This is a genomic window from Ralstonia sp. 110700041-2, from assembly GCF_056280165.1.
Genome location: NZ_JBSFAI010000003.1, coordinates 28,186 through 44,646, shown reverse-complemented (window position 1 = coordinate 44,646; position 16,461 = coordinate 28,186). Strand labels below are relative to the sequence as shown.

15 protein-coding genes are annotated in these 16,461 nt (G+C 65.3%); 9 read left to right on the top strand and 6 right to left on the bottom strand.

What is annotated here, in order from left to right:
• Nucleotides 1-8: 8 nt before the first annotated feature.
• The 4 genes from ACUXH0_RS05190 (at nt 9) to ACUXH0_RS05175 (ending at nt 4,713) form a co-directional block, all read left to right on the top strand.
• On the top strand, nt 9-1,256 hold the full coding sequence (locus ACUXH0_RS05190) for an MFS transporter (protein ID WP_004628011.1): 1,248 nt from the start codon (nt 9-11) through the stop codon (nt 1,254-1,256).
• A 55-nt stretch (nt 1,257-1,311) separates the two neighbouring features.
• Complete coding sequence (locus ACUXH0_RS05185; RefSeq protein ID WP_004628013.1) at nt 1,312-2,232, top strand: amidohydrolase family protein; 921 nt, start codon at nt 1,312-1,314, stop codon at nt 2,230-2,232.
• Between the two features lie 118 nt (nt 2,233-2,350).
• A complete protein-coding gene (locus ACUXH0_RS05180; protein ID WP_182594907.1) occupies nt 2,351-3,103 on the top strand; it encodes a class I SAM-dependent methyltransferase in 753 nt (250 codons plus the stop codon).
• Between the two features lie 224 nt (nt 3,104-3,327).
• A complete protein-coding gene (locus ACUXH0_RS05175; protein WP_182594906.1) occupies nt 3,328-4,713 on the top strand; it encodes a sensor histidine kinase in 1,386 nt (461 codons plus the stop codon).
• Nucleotides 4,714-4,732: 19 nt separating this feature from the next.
• On the opposite strand, the gene ACUXH0_RS05170 is transcribed toward ACUXH0_RS05175, so the two are convergent.
• A complete protein-coding gene (locus tag ACUXH0_RS05170; RefSeq protein ID WP_103519280.1) occupies nt 4,733-5,239 on the bottom strand; it encodes an acyl-CoA thioesterase in 507 nt (168 codons plus the stop codon).
• A 132-nt stretch (nt 5,240-5,371) separates the two neighbouring features.
• A complete protein-coding gene (locus ACUXH0_RS05165) occupies nt 5,372-7,021 on the bottom strand; it encodes a diguanylate cyclase domain-containing protein (RefSeq protein WP_182594905.1) in 1,650 nt (549 codons plus the stop codon).
• A 316-nt stretch (nt 7,022-7,337) separates the two neighbouring features.
• On the opposite strand from ACUXH0_RS05165, the gene ACUXH0_RS05160 reads away from it, so the two are divergent.
• Genes ACUXH0_RS05160 through ACUXH0_RS05145 form a run of 4 tightly spaced genes read left to right on the top strand, consistent with a single transcriptional unit; the run spans nt 7,338 to nt 11,288 of the window.
• Nucleotides 7,338-8,225 carry an ABC transporter substrate-binding protein gene (locus ACUXH0_RS05160; RefSeq protein WP_182594904.1) on the top strand — a complete coding sequence of 296 codons (888 nt, stop codon included), beginning with the start codon at nt 7,338-7,340 and terminating at the stop codon, nt 8,223-8,225.
• Nucleotides 8,226-8,278: 53 nt separating this feature from the next.
• Nucleotides 8,279-8,989 carry an amino acid ABC transporter permease gene (locus ACUXH0_RS05155; RefSeq protein ID WP_182594917.1) on the top strand — a complete coding sequence of 237 codons (711 nt, stop codon included), beginning with the start codon at nt 8,279-8,281 and terminating at the stop codon, nt 8,987-8,989.
• Nucleotides 8,990-8,991: 2 nt separating this feature from the next.
• Nucleotides 8,992-9,759, top strand: a complete 768-nt coding sequence (locus ACUXH0_RS05150) for an amino acid ABC transporter permease (RefSeq protein WP_182594916.1) — start codon at nt 8,992-8,994, stop codon at nt 9,757-9,759.
• A 47-nt stretch (nt 9,760-9,806) separates the two neighbouring features.
• Nucleotides 9,807-11,288, top strand: coding sequence for an AMP nucleosidase (locus ACUXH0_RS05145; protein WP_004628021.1), 1,482 nt, complete (start codon nt 9,807-9,809; stop codon nt 11,286-11,288).
• Between the two features lie 16 nt (nt 11,289-11,304).
• On the opposite strand, the gene ACUXH0_RS05140 is transcribed toward ACUXH0_RS05145, so the two are convergent.
• A complete protein-coding gene (locus ACUXH0_RS05140) occupies nt 11,305-12,222 on the bottom strand; it encodes a LysR family transcriptional regulator (protein ID WP_004628022.1) in 918 nt (305 codons plus the stop codon).
• Nucleotides 12,223-12,430: 208 nt separating this feature from the next.
• Between ACUXH0_RS05140 and ACUXH0_RS05135 the strand changes: the two genes are divergently transcribed.
• Nucleotides 12,431-13,924, top strand: a complete 1,494-nt coding sequence (locus ACUXH0_RS05135) for a M20/M25/M40 family metallo-hydrolase (RefSeq protein ID WP_259393777.1) — start codon at nt 12,431-12,433, stop codon at nt 13,922-13,924.
• Between the two features lie 12 nt (nt 13,925-13,936).
• Here ACUXH0_RS05135 and ACUXH0_RS05130 read toward each other — a convergent pair whose 3' ends face one another.
• The 3 genes from ACUXH0_RS05130 to ACUXH0_RS05120 all read right to left on the bottom strand — a co-directional run bounded on the left by ACUXH0_RS05130 (nt 13,937) and on the right by ACUXH0_RS05120 (nt 16,367).
• On the bottom strand, nt 13,937-15,463 hold the full coding sequence (locus tag ACUXH0_RS05130) for a carotenoid oxygenase family protein (protein ID WP_182594902.1): 1,527 nt from the start codon (nt 15,461-15,463) through the stop codon (nt 13,937-13,939).
• Between the two features lie 19 nt (nt 15,464-15,482).
• Nucleotides 15,483-15,923 (bottom strand): DUF2141 domain-containing protein, encoded by a 441-nt coding sequence (locus ACUXH0_RS05125; protein ID WP_182594901.1) that lies wholly within the window; start codon nt 15,921-15,923, stop codon nt 15,483-15,485.
• 222 nt (nt 15,924-16,145) lie between these two features.
• The gene (locus ACUXH0_RS05120; RefSeq protein ID WP_012430055.1) at nt 16,146-16,367 is read right to left on the bottom strand and encodes a hypothetical protein; all 222 of its coding nucleotides are present in this window, start codon (nt 16,365-16,367) and stop codon (nt 16,146-16,148) included.
• Nucleotides 16,368-16,461 lie beyond the last annotated feature (94 nt).

Below are 16,461 nucleotides of genomic sequence, written 5' to 3'. Positions count from 1 at the left end.
GAGACTGCATGTTCGGCTGGTTCAAAGAGATTTCGAAAGGGGAAAAGCGCACGTTCTGGGCCTGCTTTGGCGGCTGGGCGCTCGACGCGCTGGACGTGCAGATGTTCAGCCTCGTCATCCCGACCATCATCGCGGCCTGGCACATCGGCAAGGCCGAGGCGGGGCTGGTGTCGGGCGTCACGCTGGTGGCGTCGGCCCTGGGCGGCTGGATTGCCGGCGCATTGACCGACCGCTTCGGCCGCGTGCGTACGCTGCAGATCACGGTGCTGTGGTTCTCGCTGGCCACATTCGCCTCGGCCTTCGCGCAGAATTTCGAGCAGTTCCTGGTGCTCAAGGCCATCCAGGGTTTCGGCTTTGGCGGCGAATGGGCGGCGGGCGCCGTGCTAATGGCCGAGAGCATTCGCGCCAGCCACCGCGGCAAGGCCATGGGCACCGTGCAGAGCGCATGGGCCGTGGGCTGGGGCGCCGCGGTGCTGCTGTATGCGCTCACATATACCTTCATCGAGCCCGACCTCGCCTGGCGCGTGATGTTTGCTGCGGGGTTGCTGCCGGCGCTGCTCATCATCTACATCCGCCGTGGCGTGAAAGAACCGGTGCCGGCCGCCAAGCCGGATGCGAACGCCAACGCGATGCCGATCTCGCGCTTTCCGCTGCTCGACATCTTCCGCCCGCAGGTGCTGCGCATGACGCTGATCGGCGGCCTGCTGGGCGTGGGCGCGCATGGCGGCTACTACGCGCTGATGACGTGGCTGCCGACGTATCTGAAGACAGAGCGGCACTTGTCGGTGCTCGGCACGGGCGGCTACCTGGCGGTGATCATCTTCGCCTTCTGGTGCGGCTGCGTGGCCAGTGCATGGCTGCTGGACGTGCTCGGCCGTCGCGGCAACATCCTGCTGTTCTCGTGCTGCTGCGTGGTGACGGTGCTGGTGTATCTGCTCGTACCGCTGTCGGATGGCGCGATGCTGGTGCTGGGCTTTCCGCTGGGCTTCTTTGCGGCGGGCATTCCGGCCAGCATGGGCGCGTTGTTCAACGAGCTGTATCCGCAGGGCGTGCGCGGCACGGGCGTGGGCTTTTGCTACAACTTCGGCCGCGTGGTGTCTGCCGCGTTCCCGGTGCTGGTGGGCAAGATGAGCGCCTCGATGTCGCTGGGCACGGCCATCGGCATCGACGCGGCCATCGCGTATTCGATCGTCGCAGTGGCCGTGCTGATGCTGCCCGAAACGAAGGGCCGCGACCTCGCTGCCGTTACGGTCTGAACACCCATCACAACATCATGACGACGCACTCGATCCGTCGCCGCCAGGAGACCCCATGCCCACCCGCCGCGCCTTCAACACCGGATTGCTTGCCATGCTAGGTTCCACCGCCCTTGCCGGCTGCGCCGCCACCGGCAACAGCGACGCCACGCGCGGCACTTCCGCGGGCATCACTGCCATCGATACGCATGCGCATGTATTCGAGCGCGGCTTGCCGCTGGCCGATGCGCGCCGCTATGCGCCCACGTATGACGCGCCGCTGCCGGCCTACCTGGCGCAGCTCGACGCGCATGGCGTGTCGCACGGTGTGCTGGTCCAGCCGAGCTTCCTGGGCGTCGACAACAGCTACCTGCTGGCCGCGCTCAAACAGGCGCCGCAGCGCTTGCGCGGCGTGGCCGTCATCGACCCGGCCGCGCCCGAAACCCTGCTCGCGCAGATGAACGCCGAGGGCATCGTCGGCATCCGCCTGAACCTGATCGGTGCGGCAGACCCGCAATTGAAATCGCCCGTGTGGCAAGCCGCGCTGGCACGCCTGCATGCGCTGGGCTGGCATGTGGAACTGCACGTCGAGGCACGCCGCCTGCCCGCGCTGCTGCAGCCGCTGCAGGAAGCGCAGGTGAACGTGGTGGTCGATCATTTCGGCCGTCCCGACCCGGCACTCGGCGTGGACGACCCCGGCTTTGCCGCATTGCTCGCCGCCGGCCGCTCGCGCCGCGTGTGGGTGAAGATTTCCGGTGCCTACCGTAACGGCGCCAACGGACGCGGCGAAGCCATCGCGCAGGCCGCCATGCCGCGCCTGAAAGATGCGCTCGGCCTGGACCGCCTGGTATGGGGCAGCGACTGGCCGCACACGCAGTTCGAATCGCAGATCGACTACGACAAGATGTGGGCCTTCGCCGGCGTGCTCCTGCCCAGCGCAGCGGACCGCAAGCAGGTGCTGGTCGACACGCCCGCGCAATTGTTCCGCTTCGGCTGAACGCGCGATAACCCGAAGCGCTCGCGCGATACCCCGTTTCGCGAATCACGAATTTCGCCGCGCGGGCCGCGCTCCTACACTGGCCGCTCCTCATCCCCACAAGCCGTAAGGAGCAGCCATGCAGCAGCATCGACTCGTCGACCAGCAATTCGGCCAAGTCGCCCAGGCCTACCTGACCAGCGCCGTGCACGCGCAGGGCGCCGATCTCGACGCGCTGGCCGCGCTGGCGCAATCGGCGCCGCACGCCAAGGTGCTCGATCTGGGCAGCGGCGGCGGGCACGTGAGCTTTGCCATGGCGCCGCACGTGGCCGCCATGGTGGCGTATGACCTGTCGGAAGACATGCTGGGCGTGGTGGCCGCCGAAGCCGCGCGCCGCGGCCTCGCGCAATTGCACACGCAAGCCGGCCGCGCCGAGAGCCTGCCCTTCGACGATGCTGCGTTCGACATCGTTGCCACGCGTTTTTCTGCCCATCATTGGTACGACGTGCGCAAGGGCCTGTCTGAAGCGCGCCGTGTGCTCAAACCCGGCGGCAAGCTCGTCATCGTGGATATCGTCGCGCCGGAGGTGCCGCTGCTCGACACACTGCTGCAAACCGCCGAGGTGCTGCGCGATGCGTCGCACGTGCGCGACTACCGTGTGTCCGAATGGCAGGCCATGCTGGCCGAGGCCGGCTTCCAGCCTGGCACACCGCGCACCTGGAAGCTGACGATGGCCTTCGACAGCTGGATCGCCCGCATCCGCACCCCGCAGGTCCGGGCCGATGCCATCCGCGACCTGTTCGACCGCGCAGCCGACGAAGCGCGCGCGTACTTTGCCGTGGCGCCCGACCATTCATTTGCCATCGACGCGATGCTCATCGAGGCCACCTGAGTCACATGAGCGGCTTTGGCGCCTTCACCCCTCTCATCCTTTTTGTCACACCCATTCGAGGGGTGCCGCGATACGGCGCCATTTTCAGGGTTTCGCTTAATCCTGAATGAAAAAAATGTGATATCGGAACACGTTTACGAACGCGGGGTTGCCGGTAGCCTTCCGGGTTACCGTCGACTCCGGTCGCCATTGGCGCGCGGCCATCGCGCCGACTTCCGATTTCCATGTACGCCCTGTTCCCCGCCTTCGTCTCGTCGCTCTTCCTGTTCTACGGCGTCTACGTCGTGACCACGCGCGGCCGTACGCGAGCGAGCCTGGCGTTTCTCGGCATGACGACACTCACGTGCCTGTGGCAAGGCATCTGGGCGTTTCTCTTCCAGACCCATGACATTGGCACCGCCCAAGTGCTCGCCAAGCTCGGCTGGATTGCCATCCTCGTCATGCCGACCATGCTGTATCACTTTGCCGTGGAGGTGGCCGAAGCGCCGAGCGAGCGGCCCTGGCTCCTGGCGGCGTATGCGCTGGATGCCGCGCTGATCGCGTTGTTGCTGACCACCAACCTCGTCATCGATGGTGTGCATCAGTTCCACTTCGGTTTCTATCCGAGGGCCGGCGTGCTGGAAGCCGTGCACATCGCCCAGACAGTTGTGCTCGTCACGCGCGGCATGTGGGTGCTCTACCGCGAGCAGCGACATGCCACCGCCGAAAAGCGCAAACGGTTGCTGACGTGCCTGTTCGGCGTCGGGCTGATTTCGTTGGCGGCGGCCGACTACGCGGTCAACTACGGCATTGCGTTCTACCCGCCGGGTGTGCTGCCGCTGGCCGTTGCGCTGGGCATCATCGCCGTGGGCGTGGTCAAGTTCGACCTGATGCGCCCGTATGCACTGGCCGCCACCGTTGCGCATGAAGTACGTACGCCGCTGACCACCATCCGCTTGCAGGCAGCCGAAATCGCCCGCGCCTGGCCCGACGTTTACCGCGGCTATCAACTCGCCATCGACAACGGCCTGTGCCAGCCGCCGCAACATCCGGCCATGCTGGATCGGCTGTCCAAACTGGCGGGGGCTATCACGTCGGAAGTCGCGTCCGCGCACAGCGTCATCGAAATGGCGTTGGCCTCTGTCACGCTGGAGCGCCTCGACCGGCGCACCTTTGCGGCCCACTCGCTGCGCGAATGCGTAGAGACGGCCGTGGCGCAGTATCCGTTCCAGGCCGGGGAGCGCGAACGCGTGCACGTGCAGCCGTTCAACGCCGACTGGCGCTTCGTGGGCTCCGACACGCTGCTCGTCTATGTGCTGTTCAACCTGCTGAAGAATGCGCTGCATGCCATCCAGATCGCGCGCAAGGGGCACATCGAAATCTCCGCCCGCCAGGATGGCGACAGCTATGTGCTCGTGGTGCGCGACAGTGCCACCGGCATTCCGCCCAGCGTGCAACGTCGTATCTTTGACCCGTTTTTCTCCACCAAGCATGTCGGCAAGGGCTCGGGCGTGGGGCTGACATTCTGCCGCCGTGTCATGCAGGCATTCGGCGGGCGCATCCAGTGCGAATCCGTCGTTGGGGAATACACGCTGTTCTCCATGCGGTTTCCCCAACCCCCTGCTATCTGACGTTCACACCTTCAGAACATCAGGACACGTGCGCCAGCTCCGGCAGCGTGTCCAGCTCGTACGCCTTCACACGCGTGCGCACGTGTTCTGGCAACCGCTGAATCACGCGCTCGGCGTTGGCGCACACCACTTGCTGATATCCCAACGACACCAGCCGCCCGCCTGAAACAAAGCGGAACACCATGTAGAACGAGCACGGCTGCACCCGGAAGGTGTTCAGGTGGCATTCCACGCGCTGAAACGGGAATGTCTCTTCAACGAATTCCTGATGCGCCAGCTTGGTCACAAAGATCACGCGTCCGCTCATGAGCAGATCTGCGTCAATGCATTCGTGGAACCAGCGCTCGCGCACCACGCCCTGCCACTCGAAATACCGGGCGAAATACGTGTTTGCGTAGGCGTTGGAATCCTTCAGATAGACATCGAAGGCGTGCTGAAACGTCTGCTGCGCGGAAATGGCTTCGGGCAGCTCGGCATTGCGCAGATAGTGGTCGACGACTGTGGCAATGGATTGGCCTGTCGGCATCGCATACTCCAAGAATGGATTTGGCTGCTGGCGGCAGCCGCGCATGTGCGGTGGTCCCGCGCATGTGTCCATTCTTCCGATGCACTTGCCGTTGCGTAACAGGCCAATGACGTAGCCCTACGAACGGGCGGCCTACTCCGCGGTCGCCACACTCCGCAGCCCTGGCGGACTCTGGTGAAAGCGGAACGTATTGCGCCCGCTGCGCTTGGCATCGTAGAGCGCTGCATCGGCCCATTCGAACAGCTCGTCCAGGTGTTCGTCGGCGGGCGTGAGCGTGACGGCGCCGGCTGATAGCGTGACGTACGGCGCGACGACAGACGCCGCGTGCGGTTCCGCCCGTTCGGCCACCATGGCCACGGCGCGGGCCACGACCTGGCGGGCGTCATCGCGGTTCAGGTCGAACAGCATGGCGACGAATTCTTCGCCGCCCACACGCGCGATGAAGTCATCTGGGTGCCGGCACGCCATGCCCAGCGTGTCGGCCACCATGCGCAGGCAATCGTCGCCACGAAGGTGGCCGTAGGTGTCGTTGTATTGCTTGAAGCAGTCGATGTCGAACAGCGCCAGCGTGACTGGGCGATTGTCGCGGCGGGCGTGGTCGAACAATCGCGGGGCCTGCGTCTCAAAAAAGCGGCGATTGAACAGCTGTGTGAGTGCGTCGCGGTTGACGTCGTTCTCGAGCACGCTGAGCAACGCCCGCGTACGCTGCAGTTCGCCGCGCAGTGCATCCTGGGCGCTGGCCATGCCGGCACGCTGCAACTGCTCGACCGTCACGTCGCGCAACAGCAGGAAAACACCCGCGTGGCGTCCGCGCGCGTCGCGCAAGCCTTCGAGCGTGACTTCCAGCGTGCGGCCCGTGTCGGGCAGCCAGACCTGCTGGCGGTTGGGCAGGCGCGTACGTTCGAACTCGCGCAGGATGCCGGCCACGTTCAGCACGGGGGGCGGCATGGCATGCACCTGGGCGCTCGGCAACAGATAGCGCGCGGCGGCGTTGATGCTGGCGATGGAGCCATCGCGGGCCAGCACGATGCAGCCGTCTCGCATGGCTTCGATGATCTTGCCTCGCGCATAGCCGGCGGTGTCGCGCAAGCGCGGCCGCAGCACGACCCACCCGAGCATTGCGGTGCTGACGGCAAACGTGGCGGGTGTGAGATCGCCGCCCAGCGCCGTCGTCCAGTGCTGCAGATATGCCAGATGCGCGACCAGCGGCAGCAGTTGCCCGATGACGAGCACCAGCCGCACCTGCGTGCGCGACGACACGTAGAGCCCGGAGGCGGCTTCGTCGATGGGCAGCACCAGCAACACAAGGCTGATGGCCAGCAGCACGTAGTTGTAGGCGGTGCCCACCCAGAACATGCGCCCGTGATCGAACACCGCGCGCTTTATCCCATCAATGACGACGAAGCGCCAATCGAGCCATACCAGGTGGTGCAGTTCATTGGTGGCGACCAGACCGATGAAGCCGGCGGCCACCAGCAGCGCCAGCACCCAGCCTGCGCGCACCACCGGCAATGCGTTGAATTCGGGCCGTATGAGGCCAACGACCATGCGCAGCCATGCCGCGGGCACCATCATGATTCCGAGATAGGCGACCTTGGCCCAACCCACGCGCACGGGCATGTCGAAGGTGACGACTTCCATAAGACGCGCGCCGCTCCATAGCGCGGTGCCGAGCGCCAGCAGCATGAAGGCGGAGACTTCCGCGTCATCGCGGCGCGGCCACGATAGACCGATCAGCGCGATCGAAACGAGTGCAGCGCTAGCCAGTGCAGCGATCAGCATGATCGGCAGGCCCAGCGCGCATGGCGATGCCGGCGAATGACGACGCCAGCCGATTGCTCCACGTGTATTCCCCGTTCGTTCGTTGTTCTTGCAGTGTATCGCGCACTGTTGTTGGGTGAATGACAGCGTGGTGCGCCTTCGATCACCTGCCATTTCTATCGGCATGAAATGTAAAAACTGAAGGCCCGCGCGGCTTTGCGGCGCATGGCTGGACCAGTGCGCGCGGGCGGACGCATATCGATCTGCCAACGAATTCGTTTGCGCGGCGCAACAAACGCCCTACGCTTGGCCCCTAAAAATTCATCAGGGGGTTGTCATGCAGGCAAGCGTTTCGGGCGCATTTTCGTTGCAAGGTCTGACGCAAGCGCTGAGGAAATTGTCGCGCCAGGCAGTGGGGGTGGTCATCGGGGCGGCGCTCGCGGTGGCGGTGCTGCACGCGCCGCAAGCCCACGCCGACAAGCTGGACGACATCAAGAAGGCGGGTGTGCTGCGGGTGGGCGTGTTCGATGCCAATCCGCCCTTCGGTTACGCCGATGCCAAGACCGGTCAGCCCGTTGGGTTGGACGTGGACTATGCGCAAGAGATCGCCAACAAGCTGGGCGTCAAGCTGGAACTGCGCGCCACAAACCCGGCCAACCGCGTGCCGCTGCTCACCTCGGGCAAGGTCGATATCGTGGCCGCCAACTTCACCATTACCGACGAGCGCAAGAAGCAGATTGAATTCAGCACGCCGTACTTTGCCAGCGGCCTGCAGTTCATCGCCAGGAAGGGGGTGCTCAAGCAGCCGGACGATTTGAAGAGGGACGGTATCCGCCTCGGTGTCGACAAGGGCACCACGCAGGAAACCACGCTGCGCGACGGCTATCCCAACGCCCGCGTGATCGCCTATGACGATTCCCCGCTGGCGCTCACCGCACTGCGCACCGGTGCCATCCAGGCATTTGCACAGGATGGTGCCAAGCTCGGCGCGCTGCTTGCCACGCTGCCCAACCGCAGTGAGCTGGAGATCTCGCCTTTCGTGCTGACGCGCGAGTACATGGGCATCGGTGTGCCGAAGGGTGAAACGAAGCTGACGGCCACCATCGACCAGATCCTGCAAGGGCTTGAGAAGGACGGCTCCGCCGGCCGCATCTATGACCGCTGGTTCGGCCCGAAGAGCGCCGCCCCGCTGCCGCGCGACTTCATCATCGGCAGCACCAAGTGAGCTTGAGCCTGCCGGCCGTCTTCCAGCCCCTGCCGCCGCGTTATCTCGGCTGGATGCTGGAGGGCTTTAGGATGACGCTGCTGGTGTCAGCGGCTGCCATCGCGGGCGGGCTAGCCATTGGCCTGCTCTTGACGGCGCTGCGCGCGAGTGCTCAGCCGTGGCTGCACTTGCCGGCCCGCGCGCTGGTGGCCTTTCTGCGCAAGACGCCGTTGCTGGTGCAATTGTTCTTCTGGTATTTCGGTGCGGCGCAATTGCTGGGCGAAGACGTGGTCGGGGCCATCACCGGCTGGGGCGGCATCGCCGTGGGTGCCTGGCGGTTGCCTGCGCCGTCGTTCGAATTTCTGGCGGCGGCGTTCGGCATCGCGTTGTATGCCGGTGCGTTTTTCTCGGAAGAGCTGCGCGCAGGCATCCGGGCCGTGCCGCGCGGGCAGCGGGAGGCCGCGCTATCGCTGGGTTTCACGCCGCGTGCCGCCTTCCTGCATGTGGTGCTGCCGCAGGCACTGCGCGTGTCGGCGCTGCCGTTGCTGGGGCAATGCGCCAACACCATCAAGAACACCTCGCTGGCCATGGGTATCGGGCTGGCTGAGCTTGCGTATAGCGCGCGACAGGTGGAAACCGACACGCTGCTCGCCTTCCAGGCCTTTGCCGTGGCAACCGTGCTGTATGCCGGGGGGATTCTGTTGCTGCAATGGGCCGCGCCCGTAGTGCTGCGGCAGCTCGGTTGGGCACCCACATCGACGCTGCCAGCCGGAGGCCCCACGTGACGATGGAAGCCGTGCTCCTGCACCTACGCTACCTGCTGGTTGGCCCGTATCCGAACGGCCCGCTGGCCGGCGCGGCGCTCACGTTGTGGATGGCGCTGTGGGCCTGTGTGATCGCCACCGCGGCGGGTGTCGGCGGTGCGCTGTTGCTCGACAGGCTCGACACCACGCCAGGACTGCGCCGGCTGGCGCGCCTGCTGCGCGGGCTGCTGGCCACGCTGCGCGCCATCCCGGTACTCATGCTGATGTTCTGGGCGTACTTTCTGATCCCCATGGCCCTGGGCGTGTCGGTGCCGGAAACCGCCACGGTGGTCGCTGCGCTTGCCGCCGTGGGCGCGGCCTACATCACCCAAAGCATGGAAGCCGGCTTGCGTGCCGTCGGTGCCGGGCAGCGCAATGCGGCACTGGCGCTGGGCATGTCGCCCCCACAGGCGCTGCTGACCGTGGTGCTCCCGCAGGCGTGGCGCATCATGCTGCCGTCACTGGCCAACCAATGGGTATCGACGGTCAAGGACACCTCGCTGGCGTATATCGTGGGCGTGGTGGAACTGTCCACCGCCGCCAGCCAGGTCAACAGCCGCACGGTGGCCTACCCGGCCGAGGTGTTCGGCGCGGTGGCCGTACTGTATTTCCTGCTGTGCACCGGCATCGAGGCCTTGCCCAATTGGTTGCGCGCAGGCCCCCGCACGCCTGCGGCGCAACCGGACCACATGTCGACCTGGCAACGCTTTTTGCGCTGGCGCGAACGCCCTGTTTCAGATGCCGTGACTTGAGCCACACCGCTATCTTGGCTTCACAAAACGTCGGTATCATCGAGAACATGACCGATACCCGCGCCACCGCCCATCTCTATCCTGCGCACGACCTGGCGATCTGTACCGACGCCAATACCGCCGTCGAGCGCATCACCGCCATCTACGAGCGCTCTGCGCAGGCGGTTCGCGATCGCTTCCACGCCTTTGCGCGTGGCGAGGATTGCAGCGAAGACCTGTCCGCCTGCTACCCCTACCTCGGCATCACCGTCGACCCGAAAACGCTGGTGAGCGACGCGCGGCCGGCATGGGGCACAGTGGCGTATCCGGGCGTGTACGGCACGACGCTCACGCGGCCGGACCTCTTCCGCGACTACTACCGCGTGCAGATCGAGCGGCTGCTGCACTATCACAACAGCCCCGTCGTGGTGGGTGTGAGCAACCGGCCGATCCCGCTGCCGTTCGTGGTGGAGGCGTCCACCGTGGACATCACGCCCGAACAAGCACGCGCGTTGGGCGGCGCGTTTACGCTGCCCGACCTCGCGCAGATCGACGACTCCATTGCCAACGGCACGTACCGCCCGATTGGCGACGAACCGCAGCCGCTGTCGATGTTCACCGCCGAGCGGGTCGACCTCGCCCTGCAGCGCCTGTACCACTACACCGCCACGCATCCGAAGCATTTCCAGCGCTTCGTGCTGTTCACCAACTACCAACGCTACGTCGATGAGTTTGCCGCCCTCGGGCGCAAGCTGATGGAAGACGGCAACGACGAGGGCTACATCCGCTTTGTCGAGCCCGGCGACACCGAACACGAACTCGGCACCCCGGCGCCTGACGACTCCCACCGCATCAAGGGTCTCCCGCAGATGCCCGCCTACCATTTGGTGCGCGAAGACCGCCTGGGCGTGACGCTGGTGAACATCGGTGTGGGCCCGTCCAATGCCAAGACCATCACCGATCATCTGGCCGTGCTGCGTCCGCACTGCTGGATGATGATCGGCCACTGCGGCGGCCTGCGGCGTTCACAGCAGTTGGGCGACTACGTGCTCGCCCACGCCTATGTGCGCGACGACCACGTGCTAGACCAAGATCTGCCGCCATGGGTGCCCGTGCCGCCCATCGCCGAGATTCAGGTGGCGCTGCAGGAAGCGGTGGCGCGCATCACGGGGCTGTCCGGCGCCGACATGAAGTCACGCATGCGCACCGGCACGGTGGTCTCCACCGACGACCGCAACTGGGAGCTGAAGTACCAGGCGCTGTACAGCCGCTTCAACCAGTCGCGCGCGATTGCCATCGACATGGAAAGCGCGACCATTGCCGCCAACGGCTTCCGCCTGCGCGTGCCCTACGGCACCCTGCTGTGCGTGTCCGACAAGCCGCTGCATGGCGAACTGAAGCTGCGCGGCATGGCCAACCTGTTCTACCGCCAGCGCGTGAGCCAGCACTTGGACATCGGCATGGAGGCCGTGCGCCTGTTGCGCGAAAGCGGCGTTGAAGCGCTGCACTCGCGCAAGCTGCGCAGCTTTGACGAACCCGCGTTCCGATAGCGCGGGTGAGCACCGGTTAGCGCGGGGGCTGCTCCGGCAGCGCCTCGCGCAGGAAGTCCAGAAACACCCGCACCACCTCGGGCAAGGTGCGCCCCGCGAGGATCTGCAGTTCTACCGTCCGCCCGCGCATGCCGCGCTCGCGGATCTCCGCGGCATGCAGCTCACCGCGCTGCACGCGCTCGCGCACCGTGATCTCCCCCGCGATGCCCAAGCCGCCGCCTTGCAGCACGAAACTCAACAGCCCATCGAAGCGGTTGCTGACCAGCACTGGCTCGAACACGAGCCCGCGTTGACTGCAGCCCATGTCGAACAGCTGGCGCACCGTGTTGTCCGGCCCCGAAAGCGCAATCGGAAACGGGTGCATCTGCGCCAGCGTCACGCTGTTGAACTTCGCCAGCGGGTGGTCGGGCCGCATGATGGCAAACACTGAGCCACGCTGCTGATACGCCACGCGAATGCCGTGCACGGCGGCGCGGCTGTAGGTCAGGCCGATGTCCACGTCGCCACGCAAGACGGCCTCGGTCACGCGCATGGGCTCTTCGGCGCGCAGGTCGAACTGAATGCCGGGATGCCGCTCGCGAAACGCCACGATGGCGCGCGGCACAAACTCGATCGCAAAACCATCGGAGCACGCAATGCGCACACGGCCGCGCTGCAGCCCTTGCAGGCGCTGAATATCCGAAACCACGCGCTCCGCCTCCAGCGCCTCGCGCAGGGCATGCGCGGCAAGCAGCTCGCCGGCTGCGCTGGGCCGCATACCGCGCGGTTGACGCTCGAACAGCGGCACGCCCAACAGCTCTTCCAGCATCGCCACTTGCCGGCTGATGGCCGAGGCGCTGACATGCAGGCGCGCGGCGGCCTCCGTCAACGAGCCCGTGCGCACGACCTCTAGAAAATAGCGGAGGGACGTCTCCTGCAGGCGATGAGATGACATAGGCGACGTAGGCGCAGGGGGCCTTTTTGCTTTGCAGAAAACGCAAAGATATCCCAAGAAAATTCTAATGGTCAAAAAGATGTGGTATGCGCAGACTCACCCGGAACTGTTCGACCAGCGGAGTGTCCAGATGCCCCTTCAGCCAGCAGCCCGTCAAACTACTGCGCACCGCGCGTCGCATCGCCTCCGGGCCCTCGTGCCGGCTCTCATGCTGGGTGCCGCTGGCCTGGCCGGCGCCGCTGAACTGTCTTCGGCAGACGCCGAACGCCATGCCCAGGCAACCTACCGCGAATACTTCGAGCTGCTCTCCGTGCCCAACGACGCCATCGTGCCGGAGGATGTCCGCAAGAATGCCGATTGGCTGGAGCAGGCGTTCCGCAAGCGCGGCTTCACAACAAAACAGTTGGCGAACAACGGCAAACCGATGCTCTACGCCGAGCTGCCGAACGAGGATGCTGCGCGCAAGACGGTGCTGTTCTACATGCACCTCGACGGCCAGCCCGTGATTCCCGCGCAGTGGGCGCAGAAGAGTCCGTGGACGCCCGTGCTCAAGCACAAGACCGCACAAGGCGACTGGGAAGAGATCGACGCGGCGCAGCTTTTCAGCGGCCCACTGGATCCGGAATGGCGCGTATTCGGCCGATCGTCCGCCGACGACAAGGGCCCGATCATGATGATGCTGGCCGCCATCGACGCACTGAAGGCCAGCGGCGCCCAGCCGGCCGTCAACGTCAAGATCATTCTCGACAGCGAGGAGGAGAAAGGCTCGCCGTCGATCAGCAAGGTCATGCAGGCAAACCGCGAGCTGCTGCGCTGCGACGCCATCGTCATCCACGACGGCCCCATGCATGCGAGCAACCTGCCAACGCTGGTCTTTGGTAACCGCGGTGCAGCCGAAGCGAGGCTCACCGTCTACGGGGCCAAGGTGCCGCTGCACAGCGGGCACTACGGCAACTACGCCCGCAATCCGGCCCAGCAGTTGGCCAACCTGCTGGCATCGATGAAGAACGACGCGGGCCGCGTGACGGTGCCAGGCTATTACGACCACGTGAAGATCAGCGAGGCCGACCGCAAGATCATGGCTGCCGTGCCCGACGACCAGGCAGCGCTCAACAAGCGCCTGGGCATTGCGCATGCCGACAAGGTCGGGGCCAACTACCAGGAAGCGATGCAGTACCCGTCATTGAACGTGCGCGGCATGGCCTCTGCAGCGGTGGGCGACAAGGTGGCGAACATCGTGCCCGACAAGGCCGTCGCCGAACTGGACCTGCGAACCACGCCAGACTCCAGCGCGGCCTACCTCGGCAAGCTGATCGAGCGGCACATCGAGCGCCAGGGCTACCACCTCGTCAAGAACGCCCCGACCGACGAAGAGCGCAGCCGCTACGACAAGCTCGCCACGTTCACGTATCAGAGCGAGGGCGCGGATGCCGCGGGTTCACCGATCGACTCGGCTGTGGGCACATGGGCCTACAGGTCGCTGACCGACACCTTTGGTGCGAACCCGGCGCCGGTCCGCATCCGCATGATGGGCGGGACGGTGCCCACGGCGGAAATCGTTGGCGTGCTGCAGGTGCCGTTTGCGATCATTCCTCTGGTCAATGCCGATAACAACCAGCATGCCGCGAATGAGAACCTGCGGATGGGCAACTACGTGGGCGGCGTGCGGACGATCTACGGCCTGCTGACGCACCCGCTCTGACAGGCGGCCGCTTTAAGCCGCGCGAAACAATCCATGCAGCCCGAGCGGCGCCACGCCGTTCAGGCTTGCCGTGGCGACGGGCCCCGCGGCAACATGCTGTGCATCGAACGCCGTCAGCCTCGTACAGCCGGCATCCACATCGAACACCGTACCGATCAACCAGCCCTCGCCTTCACGGGCGGTGGCCGATGCAGGCACGAACACGTGTTCTTCCACCAGCGTGCGGTGCCCGAAGCGGTATTGCTGGGCCTGCCCTGAATCCGTATCGACGCGCATGACCGTGTCGAAGCCGTGCAGCGCGTGCGGGCTTCCATTCGACGATGGCGCCGTGTGGGCCACCATGAACAGCGCACGATGACGCTGCGCGGTGCGCCGCGTGTCGATCTTCGGGAATTCGGCCACATGCGCGGTGCTGAACTGCTCAGCCCGACCTGTTCGCAGGTTCAGTTGCACTTGCGTGAGGCGCGCGCCCGGCGACGGGCGAATCTGCCCACGCATCAATTCACGCAGCGACGTGATGACGACCGAGGCATCGTCCGAGCGAAGGTAATCGAGGTGGATCTCCTGCCCATCCGGCGACGACCAAGCATTGCCCAGGTGGAACACAAAGCCCTCCGGCAACTTCAGCCAGCGCATGCGCGTGATGTCGTCCTTATCCAGCACCAGCACGCGCATGCCCAGCTCCGGCCGCCAGACATGGGAATCGAGAAACGACATGCCGGCGTGCGAGCGTTCAACGTCGTACACGAACGGAGGCAGCAGAAACACCAGGTGGCGCTGCGTCACGGCAAAGTCATGCACCATCGCCACGTCCGGAACGTTGACCGATTCCACACGCTTGAGCGCAGCGTCCGCGCCCACGCAGTAGACAGTCAGCAGACCAGCCGCGCTGCTCACGCCAAAATTCCACAGCGTGCCGTCGGGCTCGACCTTGGGGTGGGCGGAGAACGGCATGCCCTTGTAGTCGTCGCGCCAGGTCTGCACTCCCAGCGTACGCAGAGAATCCGGATCGACACGCGTGGCCGAGCCACCTTCCCAAAGCGCGAGCATCTCATCGCCATGCATCATCAGGCTGGTGTTGGCCACATTGATGCTGTCGGGCGAAGCGACCGGCTCCATGTCGGGGCTGGCCGTACCGAACGTTGCGCGCAAGGGCCGGCCGGCGATGGTGTCGGCGACAAACTTGTCGGTGCGCACAAACACGCCGCGATGCGTCACGCCCTGCTCGGTGATGTCGTACCGCTGGATCATGCCGTCGCCATCAAACAGATGGTGATAACGCACGCCGCCGATCTCATGCCGCGCCGGGCCGTTTCGATAAAAGGCACCGCGCAACGCAGGCGGGAACCTACCTTCCACCTTTAGCGCGCGAGTCGGCATGTCGGCGCCGACACCCTGGTAACCGGCAAGCCATGGAGTTTGCGCGCGAGTTGCTGCAAACCCGGCAGCCCACGGGTCGGGGGTGGCGGCCATCACGTCGGTCAAGGTCAAACCAAAGGGTGCGGCGCCCAAGGCCGCAAGAAAGGATCGGCGTTGCATGACGGGCCCTCGCTCAGCATCAGTGCATGTGGATCGTCACGCGCTGGTCGCCCTGCACGTCGATGGCGGCATCGTCAAATGCGGGCGGACCGAAGCGGCCGCGCGCATCGCGGCTGAAGCCGTAGGGCTCGATGGGAATGCCGGCCGGGTTGGTGCCGAGTTTGCCGTCGTTGTTGGTGTCATGAAAGACCGACAACGCATAGCGCCCCGCCGGCAGATCCGGATAGACGAAGGTAACGCTCGCGCCCGACACGCTATCAAGCGCAGCAATGTCGGCGCGGATGGCCGAATCGGGCTTGAGCCAGCCGGCGGCGTCGCGGAACAGTGCGGCACGCGCGGCGCCCTGGCGCCCTTGCGCGCCTTCCACCACCACTGTGAGCGTGGCCGCGGCCGCACTTGCGGCAAGCGCCGTCAACATCAGGGCCAGCGCAACGCGCGGCAGAGCAAGCATGGCACGCATGAAAGTCTCCTAATGGCCGGCGATGCGTTGGTAGGCCGGCGGTCAGGAGGCAATGTAGGCGGACACTGAGCGGCAGTCAGCGGTCATGCGACGAAGTGCGGATGCCGCGGCGCAAACGGTCGCTTGCGGGCGATGAGCAAATCACAACAGCTTGATGGAATCACGCCAGACGTGCTGACAAAAACGCCCGCAGGCTCGGCGGGCGCTTTGTGGAGGTGGATGCTAATGCGGCAAGCTCGACAAACGGTGGTCGGCCAGCAGCACACTCGCACTCAAGGCGAGCTGGGCGGAGATGAAGCCCTCGGGCATCTCAACGTTTTCCCAGTCACAGATGATGTGGCCGGCGCGGCAGATCTGGAAACGGGCCGTCCAGCGATGATCATCGCGTTGCAGCGGATCAACGAAGATGACATGCGCGCCATGTGTCACTTCCTGAATTGGCATTGTGGTTCCCCGTTGTTGATCGTTGGAAGACCACGTTAACAAAGGCGCGTGACACAAATCTGTCCGCCGCTCACCTACAAATGGGGGAGGGCGC

Excerpts from the sequence above, each read along its gene's own strand:
- ACUXH0_RS05190 (WP_004628011.1), top strand. The coding sequence starts at position 9 with ATGTTCGGCTGGTTCAAAGAGATTTCGAAAGGGGAAAAGCGCACGTTC.
- ACUXH0_RS05185 (WP_004628013.1), top strand. The coding sequence starts at position 1,312 with ATGCCCACCCGCCGCGCCTTCAACACCGGATTGCTTGCCATGCTAGGT.
- ACUXH0_RS05180 (WP_182594907.1), top strand. The coding sequence starts at position 2,351 with ATGCAGCAGCATCGACTCGTCGACCAGCAATTCGGCCAAGTCGCCCAG.
- ACUXH0_RS05175 (WP_182594906.1), top strand. The coding sequence starts at position 3,328 with ATGTACGCCCTGTTCCCCGCCTTCGTCTCGTCGCTCTTCCTGTTCTAC.
- ACUXH0_RS05170 (WP_103519280.1), bottom strand. The coding sequence starts at position 5,239 with ATGCCGACAGGCCAATCCATTGCCACAGTCGTCGACCACTATCTGCGC.
- ACUXH0_RS05165 (WP_182594905.1), bottom strand. The coding sequence starts at position 7,021 with ATGCTGATCGCTGCACTGGCTAGCGCTGCACTCGTTTCGATCGCGCTG.
- ACUXH0_RS05160 (WP_182594904.1), top strand. The coding sequence starts at position 7,338 with ATGCAGGCAAGCGTTTCGGGCGCATTTTCGTTGCAAGGTCTGACGCAA.
- ACUXH0_RS05155 (WP_182594917.1), top strand. The coding sequence starts at position 8,279 with ATGCTGGAGGGCTTTAGGATGACGCTGCTGGTGTCAGCGGCTGCCATC.
- ACUXH0_RS05150 (WP_182594916.1), top strand. The coding sequence starts at position 8,992 with ATGGAAGCCGTGCTCCTGCACCTACGCTACCTGCTGGTTGGCCCGTAT.
- ACUXH0_RS05145 (WP_004628021.1), top strand. The coding sequence starts at position 9,807 with ATGACCGATACCCGCGCCACCGCCCATCTCTATCCTGCGCACGACCTG.
- ACUXH0_RS05140 (WP_004628022.1), bottom strand. The coding sequence starts at position 12,222 with ATGTCATCTCATCGCCTGCAGGAGACGTCCCTCCGCTATTTTCTAGAG.
- ACUXH0_RS05135 (WP_259393777.1), top strand. The coding sequence starts at position 12,431 with ATGCTGGGTGCCGCTGGCCTGGCCGGCGCCGCTGAACTGTCTTCGGCA.
- ACUXH0_RS05130 (WP_182594902.1), bottom strand. The coding sequence starts at position 15,463 with ATGCAACGCCGATCCTTTCTTGCGGCCTTGGGCGCCGCACCCTTTGGT.
- ACUXH0_RS05125 (WP_182594901.1), bottom strand. The coding sequence starts at position 15,923 with ATGCGTGCCATGCTTGCTCTGCCGCGCGTTGCGCTGGCCCTGATGTTG.
- ACUXH0_RS05120 (WP_012430055.1), bottom strand. The coding sequence starts at position 16,367 with ATGCCAATTCAGGAAGTGACACATGGCGCGCATGTCATCTTCGTTGAT.